Below are 25613 nucleotides of genomic sequence, written 5' to 3' on the forward strand. Positions count from 1 at the left end.
CATTTAATCAGACGCCACCGAATCGGCGTGTCCGTTGATTGTAATCTTCAATTGCTGCTAAGAAAGCATTTCGGCGAAATTCTGGCCACAAGACGTCTGTGAAATAAAACTCCGCATATGCCGCTTGCCAAAGTAAAAAGTTCGATAACCGTTGTTCCCCACTCGTTCGAATGACGAAATCGACGTCGGTTACGGATCCTGTCATCAACTCGCGTTCAATCGTCTCCGTTGTAATCGCATCCGGTGACAGTGTTCCTGTCTGAACCTGTTCGCCCAGTTTTTGCATGACTTGAACGAGTTCATCGCGTCCTCCATAATTCAGAGCGAAAATCAGACGAAGTCCTGTATTATGTTGCGTATCCAGTTTCGCTTGTTCCACTGCCTCACGTGTAAAATGAGGGAGGCGTGATACTTCTCCTGCTACCTCGACTTTAACATTTTGCGCGTCTAACTCTTTTAAATCCGACTCTAAGAATTGCGCCGGCAGCTTCATGAGAAAACTCACTTCTTCTTCCGGACGCGTCCAATTCTCCGTCGAGAAAGCATATAATGTCAGACTCTTAATGCCGAGTTCATTTGCAACCCGAACGACTTCACGAATCGATTTCATACCTTCGCGATGTCCCATGATACGCGGAAGTCCGCGTTTTTGTGCCCATCTACCGTTTCCGTCCATGATGATAGCGACATGCTCTGGTACCCGATCATAGGTTTCGGTTTCTTTCGTCTGATTCAACCATTGAAACATCCGCACTTCCTCCTCTCTCAATTATGAAGAAAGGGACTCTTCGTGTGACAAAGAGTCCCCCCCATGACGATCCGTCGCGTCATACTTCCATGATTTCTTGTTCTTTTTCCGTTGCCGTCTGATCAAGTTGTTTAACGAACTTGTCTGTCAACGTCTGAACATCTTCTGTGTATCCACGCAGATCATCTTCTGTCAATGCACCATCTTTTTCTTGTTTCTTTAACTGCTCGTTCGTATCACGACGAATATTACGGAGGGCAACTTTACCTTCTTCCGTATACTTCTTGACGAGTTTGACGAGTTCCTTCCGGCGCTCTTCCGTTAATGGTGGAATCGCAAGACGGATGACCGTACCATCAGACGACGGCGCAAGACCAAGATCAGCACGTTGAATCGCTTTTTCGATTTCGCTGACCATTGATTTATCCCAAGGAGTGATCAAGATCAGACGTGCTTCTGGTGTGTTGACGTTCGCTACTTGATTGAGCGGTGTCGGTGAACCGTAGTATTCGACTTGAACGGGATCCAAAATCGCAACGTTTGCACGACCTGCGCGGAGCGTCGCAAGTTCTTTCTTAAGTGAAAGATGTGCTTTCTCCATCCGTTCTTCGGCTTGTTTTAAGATTTCTTTTGACATATTATTTCCCCCTTACGATTGTCCCGATTTCGTCACCGATGACGACACGTTTGATGTTACCTTCTTCCATCAACGAGAAGACGATGAGCGGGATGTCATTGTCCATACAAAGTGAAGTTGCTGTAGAATCCATAACTTGAAGTCCATCTTTTAAGACGTCCAAGTAAGAGAGCGTCTCGAATTTCTTCGCTTCTGGATCAACATTCGGGTCAGCTGAGTACACACCATCGACGTTGTTTTTCGCCATTAAGATGACCTCTGCTTCGATTTCAGCTGCACGAAGAGCAGCTGTCGTATCTGTCGAGAAGTACGGGTTCCCTGTACCTGCTGCAAAGATGACGACGCGTCCTTTTTCAAGGTGACGCATCGCACGGCGGCGGATGTACGGTTCTGCTACTTGGCGCATCTCGATAGATGTTTGGACGCGTGTCTCGACACCTACATCTTCCAAGCTGTCTTGAAGCGCAAGCGAGTTCATGACTGTCGCTAACATCCCCATATAATCGGCGTTGGCCCGGTCCATCCCAAGTTCTGCACCTGTTTTGCCACGCCAAATGTTTCCAGCTCCGACGACGACCGCTACTTCAACGTTCAGTTCAACTAATTCGCGAATCTGTTCCGAGATAGATTTGACGATGACAGGATTGATTCCAAACCCTTGATCTCCTGCGAGCGCTTCTCCGCTCAATTTTAACACAATCCGGTTATATTTCGGTTGCATGACTATGTCCCCCTTGCTAAATTCCGTAAAAAAGGAACACGAACCACTTCCACACGAAAGTGGATTGAAGCATACGTGTTCCTTCTCTTGTCATCAGGATGATCCCGATTCTTATTTTTTAAGTTGGTTCATAACTTCTTCAGCGAAGTTCTCTTCGCGTTTTTCCATACCTTCTCCAACTTCGAAGCGTACGAATGACACGACTTTACCGCCTTTAGATTCTACATATTTACCAACTTTGAAGTCTGGATCCTTGACGAACGTTTGGTCGACGAGGCAGATTTCCTCGAAGAATTTGTTCATACGACCAACGATCATTTTTTCAACGATGTTAGCTGGTTTTCCTTCGTTCAATGCTTGCTCAGTGAGGACTTTTTCTTCACGTGCTTTTTCTTCTTCTGTGACAGAAGTACGGTCAACGTAAAGTGGACGTGCTGCTGCGATGTGCATTGCAACGTCTTTTGCAACTGTTTCGTCTGTCGTACCTTCGATGACGACGACTGAACCGATGCGTCCACCCATGTGGAGGTAAGAACCGAAGACTGCATCATCTGCTTTTGTGAAGAGTGCTACGCGACGGAGTGAGATTTTCTCTCCGATTGTTGAAGCTTCTTCTGAGATGTATGTGTCGATTGTTTTACCTGCTTCGTATTCAGAAGCAAGAGCCGCTTCAGCTGTTTCTGAAGCGTTACGGAGAACAGCGTCTGCGATGTTTTGAACGAGCGTTTGGAAACGTTCGTTTTTCGCAACGAAGTCTGTTTCTGAGTTGATTTCGACGAGTGCCGCTTTGTTGCCGTCAACTGCAACTGCAGTCAACCCTTCAGCTGCGATACGATCGCCTTTTGCTGCTGCTTTAGCGATCCCTTTTTCACGCAAGAAATCTACTGCTGCATTCATGTCACCGTCAGTTTCAACGAGTGCTTTTTTGCAGTCGAGCATACCTGCACCTGTTTTTTCACGAAGTTCTTTAACCATTGCTGCTGTAATAGCCATTCGATATTCCTCCTTATAACATCCTTAGTTTCAAAAAAAAGGTGATAAAAGGTCGATTCCCTTTATCACCTGGCATCACGAATTACTCAGCGTCTGCTACTACTTCTTCAGTAGTTTCAGGTGCTACGTTATCTTCGCCTTGTTTAACTTCGAGGATTGCGTCAGCCATTTTACCAGTGAGCAATTTGACTGCACGGATCGCATCGTCGTTCGCTGGGATGACGTAGTCGATTTCGTCTGGATCACAGTTAGTATCAACAATCGCAACGATTGGGATGTTGAGTTTGTGTGCTTCTGCAATCGCGATACGCTCTTTGCGTGGGTCAACGATGAAGAGTGCATCCGGAACGCCTGGCATATCTTTGATACCGCCGAGGAATTTCTCAAGACGAGTCATTTCTTTTTTAAGAATGATGACTTCTTTTTTAGGAAGAACTTCGAATGTACCGTTCTCTTCCATTTTTTCGAGTTGTTTCAAACGGTTGATACGTTTTTTGATTGTAGAGAAGTTCGTGAGAGTTCCACCTAACCAACGTTCGTTGATGAAGTATTGACCTGCACGGATCGCTTCTTCTTTCACAGTGTCTTGAGCTTGTTTTTTCGTACCAACGAAAAGAACGTTTCCGCCTTCAGACGCTACTTCACGGATGAAGTTATATGCTTCGTCTACTTTTTTGACCGTTTTTTGAAGGTCGATGATGTAGATTCCGTTCCGTTCTGTGAAGATGTATTTTGCCATTTTTGGGTTCCAACGGCGTGTTTGGTGACCGAAGTGTACACCAGCTTCTAACAATTGTTTCATCGAGATTACTGCCATGATGAATTCCTCCTTTTGGGTTTTGGATGTCCTCCGCGATGATCGTCTGTCCAGCTAACCTATTAAAGGCACCGCAGCTGGCGATACATGCGTGCGTAATTAACACCGTAGACTAATATAGCATAAAGATTACCGAGGGGCAACCTTCGTTTGATGAGAAAGTTTAGCAATCAAAGCCACCTCGCCGGTCCCCCGATTCAAAGATCGTGCAAGCGTCTCAAGATCTGCTCCTTCTCGTAGTGCCTGCTTGACATCCGTTAACGATGGTTCCTTTGAAACGGACCGTTCGACTTCGACGGTTTCTGGCTTCTCATTTGTAGCAACTTGCACTATTTGTAAAGACGCATCCGGTACTTGATCAACGGGTTCGGTTGTCTCATATATAGATGTATCCGTCATGGCGTTGACGTGCTCCATGAAATGTAATAACACTTGTTCCGTCTCGTTTTTTTCGCGTTCTAAATGTGTGATCCGGTCTTTGAGCGCCGCCTGCTGACGAAATAAAACTAGCAGGGCATAACAGACGAGTGCAGCTAATAAGATATAAACGACAGTCATAATTCTCCCTTTCACATGGCGACACGATCTGCTAAATAGGCACTTCCGAGCGCATTTTTCAACTTACGAAGCGCTTTGGAATGGATTTGCGAAATACGGGAAGTCGAGAGTCCGAGAACTTCACCAATTTCAGTAAGCGTCAATTCCTCATAGTAGAACAAAGAAACGACAAGTTGTTCTTTTTCTGATAACCCTTCGACTTCCTCTGCCAGTTTAGCAATCAACTCACGCATTAACAACATATCTTCTGGTGTAGCGGTATCCGGATCAAGATAGGAGACGGTCATCGCTTTTCCCTCATCTTGTAACGTGACTGCTTCATCGATCGATAATACATTCGCGAAATAACTTTCTGCTAACGCACCCTTGACCTCGTCTGGTGTCATATTGACGATAGAAGAGACTTCTTCTATCGTCGGCGTCCGTTGCAAGGATTGTTCTAGGATCTCGACAGCTGCCTCGACCCGCTTTGCTTTTTCGCGTAAGGAACGTGGTAACCAATCGATTTTACGAAGCCCATCTAAAATAGCTCCTCGAATCCGAAAGGCGGCATACGTGTCGAATTTATTATTATGATTTTGATCGAATTTTTGAAGCGCATCGTACAATCCCATCATCCCTAAACTTTTCAACTCGTCTCGATCGACACTTTTAGGCAATGTCGCACTTAAACGCTGAACGTGGTATTGAACAAGTGGTTCATAATTGTGAAGTAACAGGTCTGCCACCGCAATATCGCGTGTGGTCAGCCATCGATCCCAAAGTTGTTGTAATTCCTCACGCATGACCATTCCTCCTCTAGATTTCCAGCGTCCCGACATTCACCGTCCGGATGACGAGACGCCCTGATTGTGAGTGGAACTCGATCGTTCGTCCATTCGTGCCGCCAACATCTTCAGCAACGAGTGGAATTTTGACTTGTTGAAGCATTGCTTTGACCGCAGCGATGTTTCGCTCACCGATCCGCATTGATTCATGTTCATATTTAAATTGAAACATCTGAGCCCCACCAGCAATCTTCGCACGTAATCGGATGGCACCACTTGCTCGAAGTTGGCGGGCTACTTCTAGAATTGCCGTATCGGCAAACTTCCCGACTTCAAGCTCCCGATTCCGACTGATAGCTGAATCAGGTAACATGACATGCGCCATACTCGATAACCCTTGTTCCAGGTCGTAGATGACAACGCCTACACACGATCCAAGACCTGCCGTTCGTAAAATGACGGGGTGCTTACTGATGGCGTACTCCGCAATGCCAATCCGTACGATTTCATCCATTCATGTCCACACCCAATCGTTCAAAGACCGTCTGAAAGGCGTTCGCTTCAGGCAACAAAAGTAAATGTCCGGTCAAATCGTTTCCTGCACTAGACAAGTGCGTGTCAATATAGACAGCCATATTTCCAGGAGTCGTTGATTCAAGTAAGGCTACTTCAAGTAACGCACCTACCATATCAAATGCCGATGCAGGAACACTGACATGTAACGATAAGTTAAGCCAATCGGAGATAGCCCGAGCATACGCTCCTATTAAAATATTCCCAATTTCTTCCCATGCGGAAACCCCCATTTCGTGGGACTCGGAAAAAAAGTGGAATTCCGTCTGCATCAATTGACTCACAAGTTTTTCTGCATCGCGTAGTGGCATCAAAAAGAGTAACGTGGCTTGAATGTCTCCAGAAAAACGTAATAGTGCACCAGCAGTATACGTCTCAGCTCCTCCACTTCGCTCGACGATCGTCGTGAAATCCTCCAGCTCAGCAGAAGGGACTTCGATCTCAATCGGCTGTCCGAGTAAAGTAGAAAGTGCCGTTGCCGCGTGACCGGCTCCAATGTTGCCGACTTCTCTTAAGATGTCACGTTCGTTTGGGTTAAGCATGAACGATGTCCTCAAATAAGCGATTCGGTTCAATCAACGAGAACAATTGCTGATCGCCTTTGGCGACTAGTGTCAAATATGAGGCATCCTCCTGCTTTTGTTCACTGAGCGGTTCAATGCGAACATCCGTTGATTCGACGACTTCGTTTGCCCGGTCGACGATGAATCCAGCATCTCCATGCTCTAAAGTGGCGATGATGATGCGTGTCTCTTCTGTCTCTTTCGCTAACTCGAATCCAAGACGAGCACGCAAATCAATCACGGGCGTAACGACACCGCGTAAATTGATGACTCCTTTGACATAAGATGCAGCGTTCGGAATCCGCGTGATCGGGATGAGCCGTTCGATTGAACGAACAGACTGTACATCAATACCGTATGCATTATCTTCTAATTGAAAAACAACCCATTTTTGTTCCATCTTCGTTCCCCTCACTTCCGTAATAGTGCATTGCTGTCAATGATCAACGCGACTTGCCCGTCTCCAAGAATCGTCGCACCAGAAATGGCACGGATTCCTTCAAGATAACTGCCAAGTGGTTTCATGACGATCTCTTGTTGACCAATCAATTCAGATACAATCAAACCAGCTAATTTTTCACCACTCCGGACGACGACGACCGAATAGGCTTCTGCCTCATGTTGCGGCAACCCATAAACCTCATTTAACGAAATAAGCGGAACCAACTGCCCACGGAAATCAAATACTTTTTCCCGGTGTGCTTGTAGAATGGCTGATTTACGTAAAGAGGTTGTTTCGATGATGGCAGTCAATGGAATCGCATACGTCTCTTGTCCGAGTTCTACGAGCATGGCTGAGATGATCGATAGCGTCAGTGGTAAACTGATTCGGAAAATCGTTCCTTCTCCTCGACGTGTCTCGACGAACACTTCTCCGCCCAGTGACTCGATCTTCGATTTGACGACATCGAGACCAACACCACGACCAGACAAGTCGGTGACTTCTTCTGCCGTTGAGAAACCAGGTGCAAATAACAGCATCGAAGCCTCTTCCATCGTTAATTGCATTGCTTCTTCTTCCGTAATCAATCCTTTTTCAATCGCGATCTGTGTGACACGTTCGTGATTGATACCGGCTCCATCATCTTCAATCTCGATGAAGACCCGGTTTCCTGAGTGATAAGCACGTAGCGAAAGATTTCCTTCGACCGGCTTATTTGCTAAAATACGTTCTGCCTTGTTCTCAATCCCATGATCAATGGCATTTCGGATCAAGTGGACGAGCGGATCACCGATCTCATCGATAACTGTACGGTCAAGTTCCGTCTCGGCACCCGTAATGTGTAATTTGATATGTTTTCCGACATCTTTCGAAACGGAACGCACCATTCTTGGGAATCGGTTGAACACTTGTTCGATCGGCATCATCCGTAACGTTAGGACGAGCGATTGCAATTCATTCGTACCTCGTTTGATCCGTTCGACCGTATCTGTCAATTCAGGTGAGCTGACTTCTGCTGCAATACGCTCCAAACGTCCGCGATCGATGATGAACTCTTCGAACAGGTTCATCAAACGATCGATTCGCTCGAGGTTAACACGAATCGTTTTCGAAGCGACAGGCGCAGATATGTCTGTCTGGTCGGATGATTCCGGTGAAGCTACTGATGCAGAGACAGATGTCGGCACAGGAACTTCCTGCGGCAGTGTGGACGTCGCCACCTCCGCTTCAGGTGTTGTCTCGAATGTGTCGATCGTTACTGTCGCAACTTCGGATACAGAAGCAATCGCTTCTTGAATCGTCACCTGATCTTGTTGCGTCACGAACAAGACTGAGAACGTCGTCTCAAAATGCTCCTGCTCCAGTTCATCAGATGTCGGGTTCGATAAGATGACATCTCCGAGTTGTTGTAAACGATCAAACACCATATAAACGCGTGCCGCTTTTAAAATGACGTCCGCCGAGAGTTCGACGTGGACGATATACGCTTGATAACCGGATGCAATCGATTGTTTGACGACTGCCTCCGAGTAAACGTCGCATTCAAAGGTTTGTGAAGCAACTATAGATGTAACTGGAACGATTTCTTCTTGCTCGGGACGAATGAACTGCTGTAAACGTCTCACTGTTTCAGTGACGTCAAGCTTTCCTTTCCCACCTCGACTGATATCTTCTACCATCGTCTCTAATTGCTCGGCGGCTACGAAGAGAACATCGATCAGTTCAGCAGTAGCAGGTTGTTTTTTCGATCTGACTAAATCAAGGGCACTCTCCATCTCGTGCGTTAAATCAGCGATTGCGTCGTATCCCATCGTTCCTGCCATCCCTTTTAACGTATGGGCAGAACGGAAAATTTGATCGATGACCGCCTCGTCGTCTCGCCGCTCCTCAAAAACCAATAAGCTTGTATTGATTGCTTGTAAATGCTCCATCGACTCATCGAGGAACAACCCCACATATTCATTTAAGTCCATGACTGATACCCTCCTTTAATCTTAACGGACATGATCTTTTCGTTTTTTCAGACGATGTAACAATCGATCTAAAAACTTCCGTTCTTTGACTTGTACACCTGTTAGAGACGTCGTGATATGATCGAGTCGCCAACTGACGTCACTCGTTCGATCCATCAAGTAAAATGGCATCTGTGCCTTGACTGCTTTAACGACTGTCGGATCTTCCGGCAAAAAACCGGTAAAGCGCAGTGGCTTTTGTAAAAATTGTTGGCTGACGAGCGCTAGTCGATCAAACGTTTCAAGTGCTTCTCCACCATTCGTAGCCCGATTGACGACGACGGAAATCGGAAGATCCGTCGCATGATGGTGTGCCAGTTTGACAAACGCATAACCGTCCATGATCGAAGTCGGCTCTGGCGTGACAATCAACCATGCTTCGTCTGCACTACTGATGAAATCAAATGTCTGATGATTCGCACCGGCTCCTAAATCGAGTAACACATAGTCATATTCATAGAAAAATTGGAACTCCTGTAGAAGGAACATCACGTCTTCCTTCGTCAGATTCGTCAGTTCCGCAAATCCCCTCCCGCCATGAATGAAATGAAGGGATGGAGACTGTTCCACGATTGCGTGCTGGAGTGATTCTCGTCGTTTGACGCATTCCATCAAGGATGACTTCGATGATTTACCGAATAGAATCCCGATGTTCGCCATCCCGATATCAAGATCAATCAAGAGTACTCGTTTTTCTTGCAACGATAATGCCACGCCAAGATTCACCGCGACATTCGTTTTTCCTACGCCACCTTTTCCACTCACGATGGCAATCGTCTTCGTTTCCTTGACGGTCACTTTAGATCGTAAGACACGTGCTTGATCTTCTCGCATCATCTCATCCCTCTCTCGACAATCATTCGGGATAACTCATCCGCCGTAGCGAACGTGATGTCTTCCGGCACTTCTTGCCCCGTCGTCACACAATAGATCGGCAACTTCGTCTCGGTCGCGAGTCCGAAAATCGACCAGAGTTCACTTGTTTCATCTGCTTTCGAAAAGACGATTCCGGATAAGGGAATCTTGCCAAAACGGTCGTGGATTTGTAATAAATCTCGGTATTTCGAGGTCAAACTAAGAACCAAAAATACATCCGTATCCGCAAAATCATGCCGACTTCGTAACTGCTCCACATACGCTTCGTCTAAGAAATTTCGCCCCGCTGTATCGACAAGTACGATGTCACACGATGCTAACGCCTGCTTGGCTCGTTCGAAATCATCCAAATCATAAGCGACATGAATCGGAATGCCTAATATGTCTGCATATGTTTTTAATTGTTCAATCGCTGAGATCCGGTATGTATCGGTCGTGATGAGTCCAACTCGTTGATTTTTAATGAGAGCATGGTGAGCAGCAAGCTTAGCGATGGTCGTTGTCTTTCCGACACCCGTCGGTCCTGCCAACATGACATACCGTGCAGTCGACGGTGTCACGCGTAATGACGCTTTCACTTCTTCCGTCAAGAGATCCGTTAACTCCGTTTGTTGTGTTTGATAATACGCAGTCAATAACCGCTCGTGTAATCGTTCAGATACCTGCTGTAACGCTGGTTCAGCCAGTAACGGCGCATAATGTCGCAATTCTTTTGGCAATGGTCGCTCGCCGACCGTAACAATCGTCGGACGCACTGGTACTGGTTGAATGGTTTCCACAACCTCCAGTCGACTCGTTGCTTGCTTCGAGCCGACAGGTTCGCTTGAGACATGTTCATCCACCGATGCAACCAATTCCACTTTTTTCTTCGCAAATAAACCAAAGAATCCGCCCACTTTGATGTGGCGAGTATTTAATATAATGGCATCGTTCCCGAGTTCGCGTTTGATCCGTTCCATGGCCTCGCTAACAGAATCCGCCGTGACTTTTTTGACTATCATCTCTTAAATCACCCCAATACTCTTGACTTCGATCGTCGGCATTAATTCGTTATAGGACAAAATCGGAATATCTGGAAAATAGCGTTCTGTCAATTGACGAACGAACATCCGGATACTTGGAGAAGTCAGGATGATCGGATGCGCCCCGTATCGTTCGAATTCCATTGCTCGCTCTTGCAACGTCTCGATGAAACGTGTCGCCTTTTCGGGATCAAGCGCTAAATAATTACCGAACTCCGTCTTTTGGATGGCCGACTGGATATCCAGTTCCATCTCACTTGAGATCGTCACGACGTGCAAGACATCTCCTTGCATGACCTGTTCCGTAATTTGACGCGATAAGGATTGACGAACATATTCCGCGAGCAATTCGCTGTCTTTCGTCACAGCTGCATAATCTGCGAGCGTTTCGAAAATCAATGGTAGATTTCGAATCGAAACTTTTTCTTTTAGTAATTGAACGAATACTTTTTGAAGGTCACCGATCGATAACAGCTGTGGTGTGACTTCTTCGACTAGAATCGGATGCGATTCCTTCAAATGGTCGACTAATTGTTTCGTCTCTTCTCGTCCGAGTAATTCAGCGGCATGTTTCTTCAAGAGCTCCGTCAAATGTGTCGCGACGACAGATGGTGGATCAACGACCGTATACCCTGACATCTCTGCTCGACTACGTGTCTGTTCATCAATCCAGAGTGCTGGCATACCAAAGGCTGGTTCGACCGTTTCGATACCTCGAATTTCTGGATCATCGACACCTGGGCTCATCGCTAAGTAATGATCCAGTAAAAGCTCACCACTTGCCATCTCACTTCCGCGAATCTTGATTCGATACTGGTTCGGGGATAACTGCAGATGATCGCGAATCCGAACGGTCGGTAGAACGAATCCAAGTTCAAGCGCTAGCTGCCGACGAATCATGACGACACGATCGAGTAAATCGCCGCCTTGGGCTTCATCAGCGAGTGGAATCAATCCGTAACCGAATTCGAATTCAATCGTATCGACATTGAGTAAGGAAATGACTGATTCGCTTGATCGTAAGTTTTCACTCGGTGCTTCTTCGACCGCAACTTCTTCTTGCAGCGTTTTCGTCGTCTGCTTCATCCGCCAAGCGAAGAAGCCGAACAGGGCTGCAATCGGCATCGTGACGTAGTCGGGAATCGCCGTGAACAATCCGAGTAAGAAGATTGCCCCAGCTGCGATTCCGACAAGTAAAGGTGTCCGTGCCAATTGACCGATGACATCCTCACCAAGGTTTCCGTCTGAAGTCGAGCGCGTGACGATGATCCCGGTCGCCACCGAAATTAAAAGGGCTGGAATTTGACTGACAAGTCCGTCTCCGACTGTCAGTAACGTATACAATTTGACTGAGTCCGCCATCGGTAAACCTTGCTGAACGACACCGATGATCATACCGAAGATTAAGTTGATGATGACGATGATGATTCCGGCGATCGCATCTCCTTTAACGAATTTCGAGGCACCGTCCATCGCACCGTAAAAGTCTGCTTCAGACTGGATTTTTTGGCGGCGGGTCCGAGCTTGTAATTCATCGATCATACCGGAATTCAAATCGGCATCGATTGCCATCTGTTTCCCTGGCATCGCATCAAGCGTAAAACGTGCCGACACTTCCGAGACCCGTTCTGAACCCTTCGTGATGACGAGGAACTGGATTAAGACGAGAATCAAGAAGACGACGAAGCCGACGAGGGCATTTCCGCCGACGACGAAATCACCAAATGCTTCAATGACTTCGCCACCGTTTCCATTTGACAGGATTGCCCGTGTCGTCGAGACGTTAAGCGCAAGACGAAACAAGGTAACGATCAATAACAATGTAGGAAAGACAGAAAACTCTAGTGCCTCTTTGGCATTCATCGCAACGAGCAATACCATCAAGGCAATGAGAATATTGATGATGATCAAAAAGTCGAGCATGATAGCGGGCAGTGGAATGACGAGCATGAAGACGATCATGATGACGCCTAGCAGGACCGTTAAATCTCGTGTTGATATACTCATGATGCTTCATCCTTTCATTTTGCTTGTTTCAGTTGATAGACAAAGGCGAGTGTTTCAGCGAGCGCCTGATAGAACGTTTCATCCACTGCCATACCAATTTCTGATTGAGCGAACAACGCCCGCGCGAGCGGACGGTTTTCAACAATCGGGACCTCAGCTGCTGTCGCCTTCTCCCGAATCCGGAACGCGACAGCATCTACGCCTTTCGCAACGACGATCGGTGCCATATGTTTACCGTCATCGTATTGGATCGCTACCGCATAATGGGTCGGGTTCGTGATAACGACGTCGGCATTTGGTATTTCTTGCATCATCCGCCGCATCGCCATCTCCCGTTGTTGTTGTTTAATCTTTCCTTTGATTTGAGGGTCACCCTCTGTGTTTTTATGCTCATCCTTTAAATCCTGCTTACTCATTCGGATCGACTTCTCGAAATCAAATTTCTGATAGGCAAAATCAAGAATGGCTAATGCAATCAAGGCGATACTGACCGATAAACCGAGTAAAAATGTTAAATGACCAATGATAGCTAACGCATCGCCAATCGGTTCCGAGGTCAATCTCGAGATCTCGACCTTGTTGTTCCATAAGACTGTTCCACTTGTTACACCGATCACCAGCAATTTAAAGACCGATTTCAAAAACTCGACAAGTGCTTTGACGCTCACGATCCGTTTGACGCCTTGAAGCGGATTGATCCGGTCCAGTTTCGGCTGAATCGCCTCACCGCTTAAGAGCACACCGATTTGGACGAAGTTTCCGAGAATACCAATCACGACCGCTGTTAAAAAGAAAGGTGCGACTAAAATCCCCATTTGCATCAGCATCTCGATGAGAATCTGTTCAACTCGTCCTTCTTCAACCGCTTGCAGGACTTGACTAGCACTAAGACCATCTTGCAGGACGAGAACGAAACGCCGTCCTAGAAACGGACCAAAAAAATAGAGGACGAGAAACATGGCGAACAACATGAAACTGCTTGTTAAATCTGCTGATTTTGCGACTTGTCCCTTCTTACGGGAGTCATACCGCTTTCGAGGTGTCGCCTTTTCCGTCTTTTCACCAGCGAAATACTGAAGATCAAGGCGTAATCGATATGAATGCATGTCCTCAACCTCCTAGTAATCGAATGGCATCTGCAAGTACATCCTGCAACAATGGAACGAATCGACCGATTCCTGTGATCGTCGCGCCTGCTAATAAAAACAGAATCGCGTACCCCATTAAAAGTTTGACGGAAAAACCAATCGCAAAAATGTTGAACTGGGGTGCCGTTTTCGCTAAGAAACCGAGTGCGAGATCCACTAAAAAGAGTGAAACGACAAGTGGCATCGCCATTTGTAAGGCAGTCAACATCGCAAGACCAACGACACGGATGACAAGGCTCATTCCAGCGTCCCCTGATACCGCAATCAGACTGCCTGGCGGAAAGATTTGAAAACTCGTGTAAATTCCGTCAAGTAAAATCAGATGCATATCAGAAGCGAGCAAGACAAGTAACGTCAGCATGTAATAAAATCGTCCGACGATGGGTGACTGCCCGCCAAACATCGGGTCATAAGCAGAAGCCATTGCAAGACCCATCTGCAAGTCGATGATCGAGCCCGCGATTTGTGGGGCATACAATAAAAAACTAGCAAGTAAGCCAAGAGCTAGCCCCACTAAGACTTCCGTTCCCATCCGAAAGAAAAAATCGAAGTCTTCTACACGAACATCTGTCTTCACGGCGTAGCTCGCAAAGTAAGCAAGTCCCGCAGCAAGCGCTAATTTATGTTGCGCTGGTAATTGCTTTGATGAAAACAAAGGCGCCGCGACAAGAAAACCAACGATCCGTCCAAAGACGAGCAAAAAAACACTCAGGAAAGAAAGTAACGTCATTTTCGGGAAACCTCAGCGATTTGTTTGAATAGATCAATCGTAAAGGTCTGTAGCTCCTGCATGATCCAAGGTCCAAAGAAGACAAGTGCTAAAAATACGGCAACGATCTTCGGAACGAATGATAACGTCTGTTCCTGAATCTGTGTCGTCGCCTGCAAGATACTGACGAGCAGACCGACGACGAGCGAGACAAGTAATAAGGGAGCCGATACCTTGAGTAATGTCCAGACAGCAGAGCTTGCCAACTGAATAATCATTTCTTGAGTCATCTTTTCTCCCCCTAACGCATACTGACGAGCAGTGATTCAACGATCAGGTGCCAGCCGTCAACTAGAATAAATAACAATAACTTAAACGGTAACGCAATCATGACCGGCGGTAACATCATCATCCCCATCGACATNNAAAATCATGAACCCGATTTGAAAGGCCGTTTTTAATTCACTGATCGCATAAGCTGGAACAAGTGCGACAAGTGGAATATCTTCAATTTTTTCTGGTTTTTCATAATTACCGTATTTTAAAAACAACTCTAAATCGTTTGTTCGCGTGTGTTTCGACATGAACCGTTTCATCGTATCTCCCGCTTTATCAAACGCTTCATCTTGACTGATTTTATCTGCCATATATGGTTTTAAGGCCGTCGTGTTTAATTCAGATAAGACAGGCGACATAACGAATAATGTAATGAACAAAGCGAGTCCAACGAGGAGCTGGTTTGGTGGCGTCTGTTGTGTTCCAAGAGCAGAACGGACAAAAGACAACACAACGACAACACGCGTAAAGCAGGTCATTAAAATGAGCAGTGACGGCGCAAGGGATAACAACGTCAGTAACACAAGTAGCTTAATCGATGTCGCTGTTCCTGACGGAGTATCAAGTGATATCAGATTCTCAATCGTATTCATGAGCGACCTCGATTCTTTTGCAGTTGTTCGAGTTGTTGTTTAAACGTCTCAAGAAACGGTGAAGATCCCGTTTTAGATGAAGACTCTTTAAGATCCATCGGCTCATATCCCTCTAAATCATCAAGTGTATCTAACAACTGTACGTTCTCTCCAACACCTACGACATAAATCTTGTCCTGCACCTTCACTAACTGGACGGATCGATCCTTTCCTAGTGGTACACCACCTAGGTGAGTCAATCGACCAGAATGTCTCACACCTCGTGTCCGTTCATGAATGAATCGTGTCACAAGGATGAATCCGCCGATCAAAACGACGAGAACGACGACTCCTTTGAAGATAGTCAACGCCATGGAAGGACTCTCATCGACTTGCTGAGTCGTTGGTGTATCGCTCTGAGTTGGATTCAATTTTTCTTCGACTGTTTCCGCTTGCACAGGAAGCGCAAGCAGAAACAGGAGACAAATCAGCAAAGTCACTTTTTTCATGACGAGACAGTTTTCGAGACCGCTTCAAGCACACGATCCGCTTGGAACGGTTTAACGATGAAATCTTTTGCACCTGCTTGAATCGCATCGATGACCATCGACTGTTGCCCCATCGCTGAACACATGATGACTTTAGCGGCAGGGTTAAATGCTTTGATTTCTTTAAGCGCAGAGATTCCGTCCATCTCAGGCATCGTAATGTCTAGCGTGACGAGGTCCGGTGTCAATTCCTTGTACTTAGAGACCGCTTCGCGTCCGTTTTCTGCTTCACCGACGACATCATAGCCGTTCTTCGATAAGATTTCCTTGATCATCATCCGCATGAAAGCGGCGTCGTCTACGATTAATACTTTTGCACTCATATTAGTTCCTCCTTAGAACATCCGAAGACGTTCTTTTGTATTTACGATTTCTGTAATGCGTACACCGAAGTTTTCTTCGATGACGACCACTTCACCTGTTGCGATCAATGTATTGTTGACGAGAACGTCAACCGGTTCTCCTGCCAGTTTATCCAGCTCAATCACGGAACCTTGTGTCAATTCCAATATGTCACGAACGGAGCGACGTGTCCGTCCTAACTCAACCGTGACGTTCAACGGAACGTCATATAACATCCCAATATTTCCTGGCGTACCCTCTACTTCCATCTCCCCTAATTGGCTGAATTGAACCGGACTGACACCGACTGGCGTTGCTTTCGGTTCAGGTGATGCAACTGTAGTTTGTTGTGCCATTGCTGGCGCCGATGGTGGTGATGGTGATGGTTGTGCTTGCTCCGTTACTTGTGGTGCAGGCTCTGCTTGTTGAGTCGTACTCGCGCTAAAGAGTTTTTGAATCAATTGTTTCGAGAAGTCCAGTGGTGCTAATTGAACGATTTTTGAATCGATCATCGTGCCGATCTTAAGATCAAACTCGATGATGACCATGTTCTCCCAAAGAGAAAAGCTATCGACGATACTCTTATCTTGAGAAAAGTCGAAGATTTCAACTGCTGGCGGCGAAATATCGATTCGCATCGAGAATACAGTCGACATCGAGGTAGCAGCTGCTCCCATCATCTGGTTCATCGCTTCCTGTACGGCAGATAGAGCAATCGGGTCCATCTCCAGTGACTCGTCGATGACGCCATCGCCTCCCATCATCAGGTTCGCGATGACGGAAGCATCTCGCTGTGTCAGGATCAGGACGTTTTCTCCTTTGAACCCTTCCGTATAACCGACACGTAGCGCGACGTGCGGGATCGGATAACGACTGCGTAATTCTTCCATGGAGATCATTCGGACGTGCGGTGTCGTAATCTCTACTTTTTGATTCAACAATGCCGATAAGGCCGTTGCCGAATTACCAAGTGAGATATTTCCGACCTCCCCTAATGCATCAATCTCCATGTCATCTAGTATTTCCTTTACGTCTGGCTCTTGCGGTTCATCGGTGGATGGCGTTCCGCGTAATAACGCATCGATTTCATCTTGCGAAAGCATATCGCTCATGTTATTCCTCCTCAATTCGTTGTAAGACTTGCAAAGCGAGGTGTTTCCCGTTTAATCCCGGTCGCGCCTTAAACATCTTCCGGTCGTCGACGAATACATCGACGGCATCCGAGGCTCGTGTCTTCAGGGATAAACAATCGCCTACTTCGAGGTGTAACAATTCACCAAACGAAAGCTCTGTTTGGCCGAGCACTGCTTTTAAATCGACGACGGAACTCATCAACTGCGTTTGCATGTGTTCAGACTCTTGATTATCTGCTGTCGTTCGCTTTTCTTGTTGCATCCAATAATGACTTGATAATTTCGGAAGAACGGATTCAAGGGTCACGAACGGCAAGCAGACATTCAACGTACCGCTCACTTCTCCGACCGTTACGTAAATCGAGACGAGAATGACTGTCTCATTTGGAGAGACCAGTTGCAGAAACTGCGGATTGATTTCCAAATCATCGTATTCCGCTTCGACTTCTGTTACCGACTCCCAAGCCGCCCCGTATTGAACGAAGGCACGCTTGAACAGTTGTGTTAGTATACGTGTCTCGATTTCCGTCAAATTCTCGATCTTGTTCATTCCTTCACCTGGTCCCCCAAGTAAACGATCGAGCATCGCATAGGCGATGTTCGGATTGACTTCAAATAAGACTTTTCCATCGAGCGGATGAAGATTGACTAGATTGATCAACGTCATGTTCGGAATGGAATGAATGAATTCATCATACGGAAGTTGTTCGACCGTATTAACCGTGAACTGAACATATGTCCGAAGTTGTGCAGAAAAATGTGTCGTCAAGACTCGGGCGAACTGTTCATGAATACGCGTCAAATTCCGTAATTGATCTTTTGAGAAACGGAGTGCTCGTTTAAAGTCATAGACCTTGACTCGACGCTGCTCCTCTTGACTTCGGATTTCCTCGACTTCCATATCTCCGCTTGAAATGGCTGATAGCAAGGCATCGATTTCATGTTGGGATAATACTTCGCTCATGCTGCCACCTCACTGGATGATTTTTTTCGTCGTGTAGACACGCTGGACATCGCCTTCTTGGATGAGCTTTTTGAATTGCATCCGTAACCGCTCTTCAAGCTTCTCCATATCCGCTTTTGAGTCTAAGTCCGACTTTTTCATAGCCGAAAGGTCACCCAAGATGATGTTATTGATTTGAAACTTTCGTAATTCTAAATCGTCACGTGTTGCTTGATCATCGGTGACGATCGTGAACTGAACATTTAAGAAACGTTCGTCAGCGATGTTCGTTGTCAAGTCGTCCGTTTGCAGACTTCGTGCATCAAGTTCTTCACCTGTCGGTTGTTCAACTTTTGCTTCCGTCATGTCATTTGCTAAAAAATAATTCATGATCATGTATCCTGCCCCGATCATCAATGCTGCAACAATGATCATGATCAAGGGGATTTTCAGTTTACTCTTCTTCTTTTCCTCGGCCATCTTCGAGCCTCCTTACACTGTTCAAGCCCGCTAATCCGATTTCTTGATAAAAAGCGATTGCGATTGCTTTGACCTCTTCCATTGATTCCTTCACGACATAAATCTGTCCTCCGATGAGTTGAATCGTCGTATCCGGTGTAGAACGGACGGATTCGATCAACACGGCGTTCAGTACGAGTGGTGCGTTACGTAATGTCGTTAACGTGATCATCGTTTCAAATTGACTAGTTCCTCAAGAACCTGGTCCGATGTCGTGATGATTCGTGTATTCGCCTGGAAACCACGTTGAGCAATGATCATCTCCGTGAATTCTTCTGATAAGTCGACGTTCGACATCTCAAGCGTTCCCGACGTCAACTGTCCCATTCCGTTCAAGCTCGGTGTTCCGAGTACCGGTGGACCTGAGTTCTGTGATGCGGCGAATACGTTGACACCTGATTTTTCTAGACCACCTGGGTTAGCAAAGTTCGCGATCGTGATATAACCGACGTTTTGCAATGCTCCCGTCGTATCGACGTAAGTGACGAGACCGTCTTTACCAATCGATAAGTTACGTGCATCCGTTGGTACTTTTAGTTTTTGGAATCCTGCACCACCTGCTTCCGGGAGTGGTACTGGCGGAGTGCCGTTTGCAGCTGCTTGTGTCCCGGTACCGATTAAGTAGTTTCCGTCACCTGTAACTAAGTTTCCATCAAGATCCGTATAGAAGTTACCTGAACGGGTATAACGAATCCCTTCCGCCGTGACGACCTGGAAGAATCCTTCCCCAGAGATCCCGACATCAAGGACGCGACCTGTATTCTGAAGCGCACCTTGGTTATACACATTATCGACTGTTGACATCGATGCTCCAAGACCGACCTGTTTCGGGTTCGTCCCACCGACATTGCCGCCTGCACCAGATGATGAGCCGACCGATTGACTGACGAGGTCTTTAAACGTCACCCGTCCTTTTTTATAACCGAACGTGTTGACGTTCGCGATGTTATTCCCGACGACATCCAGTTTTGTCTGGAAGTTCTTAAGCCCACTGATTCCTGAATACATTGAACGTAACATTATTTTTCCTCCTTTGATTGAATCTGCGTCAACTCGTAAACACTGATCTGTTTTCCGTTCGATAGTTCGGCCATGATATCCAGCCCATCCCGTTTTACACTAACGACACTGGCTGTCTCTTCGACGGTGGTCGTCTGCTCAGCACCTGAAGCATCCGTCGTCTTCGACTCCGCTTCATAACTGACTTTTTTACCAATCAGATTGCTGTAGGACAGCAATGCTGTTGCATGTTGGTTCAAGACCATCGTATCCATCGTCTTCCCGATTGCTTGCATCTGTTCCAGCGACGAAAACTGGGCCATTTGAGCGATGAAATCCTTGTCTTCCATCGGTGCTGTTGGATCCTGATTCGAAAGCTGGGCAATCAGAATTTTCATGAACATATCCTTATCCATCGCTTTATTCGTCGGTACCTGTGATTTTTCAGGAAGCTGGTATGAACTACTATCCGTTTTGATTGCGTCAGTCATCGTCTTCCTCCTCTTCTTCGTCTACTGGAACGGGTGTCTCTTGATACGGTGACTCATGCTCCTGCTGATCACGTGTGAAAGATTGTTGGAACTCCCGCGCACTCGAAGCAATCATCCCCGTCTCGATCTTTACGACTGACGTCTGTTGATGCAAGACGGTTTGTAATTTCCCAAGTTGTTGCTCGATTGATTGTTTTGCTTGCTCGGTGCTCGCAAATAGTTTGACAGTCAATGCCCCTTCTTTACGATCGAGTTGAACGACAACCTCACCAAGTTGCTCTGGGTACAGGCGAATCGACAATCGTGTGGACCCATCCGCACCTTTTATGAATGGTGCTTGCTGCAGTGCGGCTTCAATCCGTTGTTGAATCTGTTCTGAGACAGATAGCGGCACTGGACGAATCGTTTGCAACGGAGTGCCTCTGTAAATCGGCATACTCATCGGAGGCGGTGCGGCTTTTCCTTCTGGATCAACGGGCATGGTCGCTTTTCGCATGAGTGAAGCGAATGCTAACGGAAGCGGTGTTTTTCCTTTTGCCTGCTCGGCTACAGCTACAGTGTCCGGCTTGATCGTTTCGACAACAGAACCAGTTTGCGGGAGTGTCTGTTTCAATGGCATCGCAGAAACCACTCCGTCCATTGTTGAAACTGGCGACTGCTTTAACATGTTCGTGTCATAATCTTTTACTTTGATCGTATCATTCGTCATTGTCTGCAAGACGAACTGTTGAAGTGATGGTGGCAATTGATCGAACTGACCTTTCGCCTGCTCCATATTTCCTTCGAGCAATTGTTTGACGAACGCTAGTAGTTGCTCCATTTTCTTTGGGTCTTGTTTTAACGCCTCTACTTCTGGTTGTTTCAGTAAGGAGAGAATCTCATCCGGCTGGTCTACAAGTTGTTGCATCCAGTCCGGTAAGGGTTGCGTCTCCGTTTCCGGCTCGAGTGTCATCGCATCCGCTGAGACTGATGACGGTAACGCCGTCGGCAGTTTTGTCAGATAATCAAGTAATGAGGCGAATTGACCACCAACCGTGGTCATCTCTCCTTTTTTCCCTGTTCCAGTATTCAAGTTCGGGGAGGATGATTGTATTACTTCCGTCATGTTCATCTGGCTTCCCTCCTTACTTCGTCGCGAGTAGCTGTGTTAAGGCCGCCGCTTTTTTAGCATCCATCTTGGCAATGATCGCCGCCTGTTGTTCCGCATCGATGTCCTCGATGATCGGTACGACTTCTGTCGGACTAAGTTCGTTTAAGATGAGCGCAGCATCCTTTGGTGCCATTTCAGCATAGACATCTGTCACAGATGCTGCTTTTTTCTTCGTCGTCTTCGTTTGATCCGTCGTCGCGGGCGTAGGTGTTTGTTTTAAACGATCCCGTTCTACAATCAAACGTTCGACTTCCTGTTCTTTAGCTTTTAAAGTATCCGATTGTTCCTTGCTTTGATTGCGTAGTTTCTTGATTTCTTGATTCGCTACTTTCAGACGACGTTCGAGTTCTGCTGACGGATTTGCTTGATTCGTAGTCGTTTTTTCCGTTGCGAACGGTAAGGATAGCAGTGGACGTCCATTCGCATAATTTAATACGAAATAAGCTGTCAGCAAGATTAAAATCAAAGGGATGATCAATAAAGGTAAGATCCATCCTTTTGACGTTTTATTTTCACTCATATCATCCGTCCTCTTCCAAACTGTAACAATGCCAGTTCATCTAATTGATTTTGTTCCGTCAATGCTTCGATACGTTTTGTTTCAACCGTATGATTCTCCTGCAGACGACTAAACTTCTTCTCCTCAATCAATGCTCGTTCGAGTGCTTCCTGTGCGCGTTCATAGCGATTTTTCGATTGTGTCACGTACAGTTGTTGCCGTTCGATTTCTTGCTTCACGACATCTCGAGCCCGCTCTCGATATTGCGAAGACGTTAATTCGACGATGCCAATCTCATCTTGCGCTTTCAGAAAGGATTCATAACGGACGAGCAGATGGTATAGTTTTTCGACTTCGATCTCATATTGTTTTTTATGAAGGCTCAATTCTTTTGCGACGCGATCTTTCTCTGCTTCAGCCAAAGGAATGATTCGTTCATAAATCGTCTTCATCTTCCGTCCTCCTTACTGAATCGTTGCCATGAGTTGCTGACAAGCTTTCTCGAAGTCACTGTCTTCATGGATTTGTTGTTTTAAAAAACGGATCAGCTCCGGATATTTATCAACGGCACGATCAATTTCTGGGTTCGTCCCTTTTTTGTAGGCGCCGATATTGATTAAGTCTTCCGAATCAAGATACGTCGATAACAGCTGTCGAAATGCGACGGCAGATGTCTTTTGTTCAGCAGTCGTGATTTGATTCATGACACGACTGATGGATCGTAAGACATGAATCGCCGGAAACTGTCCTTTGTTCGCAAGATTACGATCAAGAACGAAATGACCATCTAAGATCCCTCGTACAGCGTCAGCAATCGGTTCATTCATATCGTCTCCATCGACGAGCACAGTATAAAAAGCCGTAATCGAGCCATCTTGCGTTTTTCCGCTACGTTCGAGTAACTGAGGAAGAAGAGCAAAAACGCTTGGTGTATACCCTTTTGACGCAGGCGGTTCACCTGTCGCAAGACCAATTTCTCGTTGTGCCATCGCAAAACGAGTAACTGAGTCCATCATCAAGACCACATTTTTCCCTTGATCTCGAAAATATTCAGCGATTGCCGTTGCCGTATAGGCACCTTTTAGACGAACAAGTGGAGGTTGATCGCTCGTTGCTACGACTAAAATAGATCGTTTCATCCCCTCTTCACCAAGTTCTGCCTCTACAAATTCCTTGACTTCACGTCCTCGTTCACCAATCAAAGCGATGACATTGATGTCTGCTGTCGATCGTTTCGCGATCATCCCGAGTAATGTCGATTTTCCGACACCTGATCCTGCGAACAAACCCACACGTTGTCCTTGACCGACTGTTAGTAGCCCATCGATGGCACGGATGCCCGTCGAGAGAACATCACTGATACGAGGTCGTTCCAACGGACTAGGTGGTTTACGAACGATCGATGTCGTGCGTAAATTTTCTAATGACTCACCATCTAGTGGTCTTCCTAGACCATCAAGCACCTTACCAATCAGTTCGTTCCCTACTGGAACGTGGAGTGGTTTTCCTGTCGCAAGAACAATCGAGCCTGGAGCAATCGATGTCGTTTCACCGTATGGCATGAGTAGAACATGCCCTTCTCTAAATCCGACGACTTCTGCTTCGATTGTCTGACGTTGTTGGATTTGGATTAAACACCGCTCACCGATTGCCACTGCTGTCGGTCCTCGCGATTCGATCATCAACCCGATCACTTGGACGACCTTACCAGAGTGCTGTACAAGTTCTTCTGAGCGAATTTCTCGAACCGCGGCCTGCATCGCATTGAGATTAAACATGATGTAAAACCTCATTGATTTTGGTTTGCAATGCTTCAAAGCCACTGGTTAAACCGCCAGTGATCGCTCCATTCTCCGAATCAATCCGATAATCGCGTGCCTTTAACGCTGGATCAAATCGCAATTGAATCGTTGCGTTGGCACCTAGAACGCCTTGTAGTCGTTCTTCAAGTAACACGACCCGTTCAAAATCCGCCGGTGACGCATAGATGATGATTTTTTCACGATCGCGGAACTGAATGATCAATTGATGTAACAATTGGTATAACGCTTCTTCCTCTTCATCATGTAACTGTTCTAAAAATTGATGTGTCACTTGGAGTCCGAGGACACATAATTCATGTTCTAGTCGCATCAATCGTTCTTGACTCTGCTCTTCTAGGCGATCAGCAAACGAATTCGTTTTGGCAATCTGCTCTTCAAACGTTGCTTGTCCTTCCGCATGTCCTGTTTCAAATCCAGCTTGATACCCTTGTTGACGTGCTTCTTCTAACGCTTGAAGGCGTTCTTGCTCGAACTGCTGTTGACGCTGTTCGAAATCTAGGAGCATCGCCTGTCGAAGGCGCTCTAACTCAGCGTGTCCTTCTGCCATCTTCTCTTCGTAGAATGTATCTGGAACGATCGCAGGCTCTTCCTGACTAGTCCGAACCTGCACGAGCGTTCGTTCCTGTCGTTCAATTACTGCTTGTCTCTTGATGACGTTAGACAACAATATCATCTCCTCCACCACGAGCAACGACGATCTCACCCATGTCCTCTAAGCGGCGGATGATTCCGACGATTCGACTTTGAGCTTCTTCGACGTCTCGGAGACGCACAGGACCCATGAATTCCATGTCCTCTTTGAACGACTCGACCATCCGTTGTGACATGTTGCGATAGACCATGTCCTTGACATCGTCTGACGATACTTTGAGTGCCAATAGTAAATCCTCGTTTGAGACTTCGCGAATGATTCGCTGTATCGCCCGCGCATCGAGTGTGACGATGTCTTCGAAGACGAACATCCGTTTTTTGATTTCTTCCGCAAGCTCTGGATCCTGAATCTCGAGCGTATCGAGAATCGTTCGTTCCGTTGTGCGGTCGACGCCATTTAATACTTGAACGACAGCCTCGATGCCTCCCGATTGAGCAAAATCTTGCATCCCTGCTTGTGACAGATTCCGTTCAAGAATTTGTTCTACCTCGCTGATGATTTCCGGATTCATCCGGTCCATCGTCGCAATCCGTCTTGCTACATCGGACTGTGCTTCTGCCGGGAGCTCTGAGAGAATCTGACCGGATTTTGCTGGATCGAGATGAGCAAGAACAAGTGCGATCGTTTGTGGATGTTCATTTTGAATGAAGTTCAGAAGCTGTTTCGGATCTGCCTTTCGTGCAAACTCAAACGGACGGACTTGTAACGTCGACGTCAGGCGATAGATGAGTTCCATCGCTTTTTCTTCACCAAGTGCTTTTTCAAGGACAGATTTAGCAAATCCGATTCCACCTTGCGTGATATAGTTCTGCGCCATCGCTAGTTCATGAAACTCATCAAGGACGACTAACTTCTCTTCTGGATCAATTCGTTTCATGCTAGAGATTTGAAGGGTTAACCATTCCATCTCTTCTTCCGATAAATGTTTATATACACTGGCAGCGACTTCAGGACCTAACGAAATCATGAGAATCGCAGCCTTTTCACGACTGTTCATTTCTAGCTTCTTCATC

Annotated in this window: 31 protein-coding genes and 1 pseudogene; all 32 read right to left on the reverse strand. The window is 46.5% G+C overall.

Translation table 11 applies throughout. The annotated features are described in order from the left end of the window. Positions 1-7 precede the first annotated feature (7 nt). Complete coding sequence (locus tag B4F99_RS14460; protein WP_290759205.1) at positions 8-748, reverse strand: isoprenyl transferase; 741 nt, start codon at positions 746-748, stop codon at positions 8-10. 79 nt (positions 749-827) lie between these two features. Further along, a complete protein-coding gene (gene frr / locus B4F99_RS14465) occupies positions 828-1385 on the reverse strand; it encodes a ribosome recycling factor (RefSeq protein ID WP_023468691.1) in 558 nt (185 codons plus the stop codon). 1 nt (position 1386) lies between these two features. Continuing rightward, positions 1387-2106: a UMP kinase gene (pyrH, locus tag B4F99_RS14470; protein ID WP_029342047.1), complete on the reverse strand. Its 720-nt coding sequence runs from the start codon at positions 2104-2106 to the stop codon at positions 1387-1389. Positions 2107-2217: 111 nt separating this feature from the next. Then, a complete protein-coding gene (gene tsf, locus B4F99_RS14475; protein ID WP_290759208.1) occupies positions 2218-3099 on the reverse strand; it encodes a translation elongation factor Ts in 882 nt (293 codons plus the stop codon). A gap of 82 nt (positions 3100-3181) precedes the next feature. Next, on the reverse strand, positions 3182-3916 hold the full coding sequence (rpsB, locus tag B4F99_RS14480; protein WP_012370721.1) for a 30S ribosomal protein S2: 735 nt from the start codon (positions 3914-3916) through the stop codon (positions 3182-3184). Between the two features lie 129 nt (positions 3917-4045). Next, positions 4046-4474: a hypothetical protein gene (locus tag B4F99_RS14485; protein ID WP_214854492.1), complete on the reverse strand. Its 429-nt coding sequence runs from the start codon at positions 4472-4474 to the stop codon at positions 4046-4048. Between the two features lie 11 nt (positions 4475-4485). Further along, positions 4486-5259 carry a FliA/WhiG family RNA polymerase sigma factor gene (locus tag B4F99_RS14490; RefSeq protein WP_035407044.1) on the reverse strand — a complete coding sequence of 258 codons (774 nt, stop codon included), beginning with the start codon at positions 5257-5259 and terminating at the stop codon, positions 4486-4488. Positions 5260-5272: 13 nt separating this feature from the next. After that, positions 5273-5755, reverse strand: coding sequence for a chemotaxis protein CheD (locus tag B4F99_RS14495; protein WP_035407042.1), 483 nt, complete (start codon positions 5753-5755; stop codon positions 5273-5275). After that, positions 5748-6356: a chemotaxis protein CheC gene (locus tag B4F99_RS14500; protein ID WP_035407039.1), complete on the reverse strand. Its 609-nt coding sequence runs from the start codon at positions 6354-6356 to the stop codon at positions 5748-5750. The genes B4F99_RS14495 and B4F99_RS14500 overlap by 8 nt, the downstream gene beginning before the upstream one ends. Then, the gene (locus B4F99_RS14505; protein ID WP_290759212.1) at positions 6349-6777 is read right to left on the reverse strand and encodes a chemotaxis protein CheW; all 429 of its coding nucleotides are present in this window, start codon (positions 6775-6777) and stop codon (positions 6349-6351) included. Before B4F99_RS14505 ends, B4F99_RS14500 begins: the two co-directional genes overlap by 8 nt. 11 nt (positions 6778-6788) lie before the next feature. Continuing rightward, on the reverse strand, positions 6789-8792 hold the full coding sequence (locus tag B4F99_RS14510; protein ID WP_290759215.1) for a chemotaxis protein CheA: 2004 nt from the start codon (positions 8790-8792) through the stop codon (positions 6789-6791). A gap of 21 nt (positions 8793-8813) precedes the next feature. Then, a complete protein-coding gene (locus B4F99_RS14515) occupies positions 8814-9665 on the reverse strand; it encodes a MinD/ParA family protein (protein ID WP_290759218.1) in 852 nt (283 codons plus the stop codon). Next, positions 9665-10708 (reverse strand): flagellar biosynthesis protein FlhF, encoded by a 1044-nt coding sequence (locus B4F99_RS14520; protein WP_290759221.1) that lies wholly within the window; start codon positions 10706-10708, stop codon positions 9665-9667. Before B4F99_RS14520 ends, B4F99_RS14515 begins: the two co-directional genes overlap by 1 nt. A 3-nt stretch (positions 10709-10711) precedes the next feature. Beyond that, positions 10712-12736 carry a flagellar biosynthesis protein FlhA gene (gene flhA / locus B4F99_RS14525; RefSeq protein ID WP_290759224.1) on the reverse strand — a complete coding sequence of 675 codons (2025 nt, stop codon included), beginning with the start codon at positions 12734-12736 and terminating at the stop codon, positions 10712-10714. Positions 12737-12750: 14 nt separating this feature from the next. Next, positions 12751-13842, reverse strand: a complete 1092-nt coding sequence (gene flhB / locus B4F99_RS14530; RefSeq protein ID WP_290759227.1) for a flagellar biosynthesis protein FlhB — start codon at positions 13840-13842, stop codon at positions 12751-12753. A gap of 4 nt (positions 13843-13846) precedes the next feature. Continuing rightward, a complete protein-coding gene (gene fliR, locus B4F99_RS14535; RefSeq protein ID WP_195864781.1) occupies positions 13847-14614 on the reverse strand; it encodes a flagellar biosynthetic protein FliR in 768 nt (255 codons plus the stop codon). Continuing rightward, positions 14611-14883, reverse strand: a complete 273-nt coding sequence (fliQ, locus tag B4F99_RS14540; RefSeq protein ID WP_023468705.1) for a flagellar biosynthesis protein FliQ — start codon at positions 14881-14883, stop codon at positions 14611-14613. The genes fliR and fliQ overlap by 4 nt, the downstream gene beginning before the upstream one ends. A gap of 11 nt (positions 14884-14894) precedes the next feature. Continuing rightward, a pseudogene (gene fliP, locus B4F99_RS14545) lies at positions 14895-15522 on the reverse strand (flagellar type III secretion system pore protein FliP). Beyond that, complete coding sequence (locus B4F99_RS14550) at positions 15519-16010, reverse strand: flagellar biosynthetic protein FliO (RefSeq protein ID WP_290759235.1); 492 nt, start codon at positions 16008-16010, stop codon at positions 15519-15521. Before B4F99_RS14550 ends, fliP begins: the two are co-directional and overlap by 4 nt. Further along, the gene (locus tag B4F99_RS14555; protein ID WP_035407009.1) at positions 16007-16372 is read right to left on the reverse strand and encodes a response regulator; all 366 of its coding nucleotides are present in this window, start codon (positions 16370-16372) and stop codon (positions 16007-16009) included. Before B4F99_RS14555 ends, B4F99_RS14550 begins: the two co-directional genes overlap by 4 nt. 12 nt (positions 16373-16384) lie before the next feature. Beyond that, a complete protein-coding gene (fliY, locus tag B4F99_RS14560) occupies positions 16385-17503 on the reverse strand; it encodes a flagellar motor switch phosphatase FliY (protein WP_035407007.1) in 1119 nt (372 codons plus the stop codon). 1 nt (position 17504) lies between these two features. Next, positions 17505-18488: a flagellar motor switch protein FliM gene (gene fliM / locus B4F99_RS14565; protein WP_029342065.1), complete on the reverse strand. Its 984-nt coding sequence runs from the start codon at positions 18486-18488 to the stop codon at positions 17505-17507. A 9-nt stretch (positions 18489-18497) separates the two neighbouring features. Next, a complete protein-coding gene (locus B4F99_RS14570; protein ID WP_214854510.1) occupies positions 18498-18947 on the reverse strand; it encodes a flagellar basal body-associated FliL family protein in 450 nt (149 codons plus the stop codon). After that, positions 18922-19158: a flagellar FlbD family protein gene (locus B4F99_RS14575; RefSeq protein ID WP_214854512.1), complete on the reverse strand. Its 237-nt coding sequence runs from the start codon at positions 19156-19158 to the stop codon at positions 18922-18924. Before B4F99_RS14575 ends, B4F99_RS14570 begins: the two co-directional genes overlap by 26 nt. Continuing rightward, positions 19155-20006, reverse strand: coding sequence for a flagellar basal body rod protein FlgG (gene flgG, locus B4F99_RS14580; protein WP_035406998.1), 852 nt, complete (start codon positions 20004-20006; stop codon positions 19155-19157). Before flgG ends, B4F99_RS14575 begins: the two co-directional genes overlap by 4 nt. Continuing rightward, positions 20006-20476 (reverse strand): flagellar hook capping FlgD N-terminal domain-containing protein, encoded by a 471-nt coding sequence (locus tag B4F99_RS14585; protein ID WP_035406995.1) that lies wholly within the window; start codon positions 20474-20476, stop codon positions 20006-20008. Before B4F99_RS14585 ends, flgG begins: the two co-directional genes overlap by 1 nt. After that, on the reverse strand, positions 20469-21587 hold the full coding sequence (locus B4F99_RS14590; RefSeq protein WP_290759240.1) for a flagellar hook-length control protein FliK: 1119 nt from the start codon (positions 21585-21587) through the stop codon (positions 20469-20471). Before B4F99_RS14590 ends, B4F99_RS14585 begins: the two co-directional genes overlap by 8 nt. Positions 21588-21600: 13 nt before the next feature. Next, positions 21601-22146, reverse strand: coding sequence for a MotE family protein (locus tag B4F99_RS14595; protein ID WP_214727173.1), 546 nt, complete (start codon positions 22144-22146; stop codon positions 21601-21603). Then, on the reverse strand, positions 22143-22577 hold the full coding sequence (locus B4F99_RS14600; RefSeq protein WP_029342072.1) for a flagellar export protein FliJ: 435 nt from the start codon (positions 22575-22577) through the stop codon (positions 22143-22145). The genes B4F99_RS14595 and B4F99_RS14600 overlap by 4 nt, the downstream gene beginning before the upstream one ends. Before the next feature lie 12 nt (positions 22578-22589). Then, on the reverse strand, positions 22590-23885 hold the full coding sequence (gene fliI / locus B4F99_RS14605) for a flagellar protein export ATPase FliI (RefSeq protein WP_290759499.1): 1296 nt from the start codon (positions 23883-23885) through the stop codon (positions 22590-22592). 10 nt (positions 23886-23895) lie between these two features. After that, positions 23896-24621, reverse strand: coding sequence for a FliH/SctL family protein (locus tag B4F99_RS14610; protein ID WP_290759243.1), 726 nt, complete (start codon positions 24619-24621; stop codon positions 23896-23898). After that, positions 24605-25612: a flagellar motor switch protein FliG gene (fliG, locus tag B4F99_RS14615; RefSeq protein WP_035406978.1), complete on the reverse strand. Its 1008-nt coding sequence runs from the start codon at positions 25610-25612 to the stop codon at positions 24605-24607. The genes B4F99_RS14610 and fliG overlap by 17 nt, the downstream gene beginning before the upstream one ends. Position 25613 lies beyond the last annotated feature (1 nt).

The organism is Exiguobacterium sp. UBA3491, from assembly GCF_002377745.1.
Taxonomy (GTDB): Bacteria; Bacillota; Bacilli; order Exiguobacteriales; family Exiguobacteriaceae; genus Exiguobacterium_A.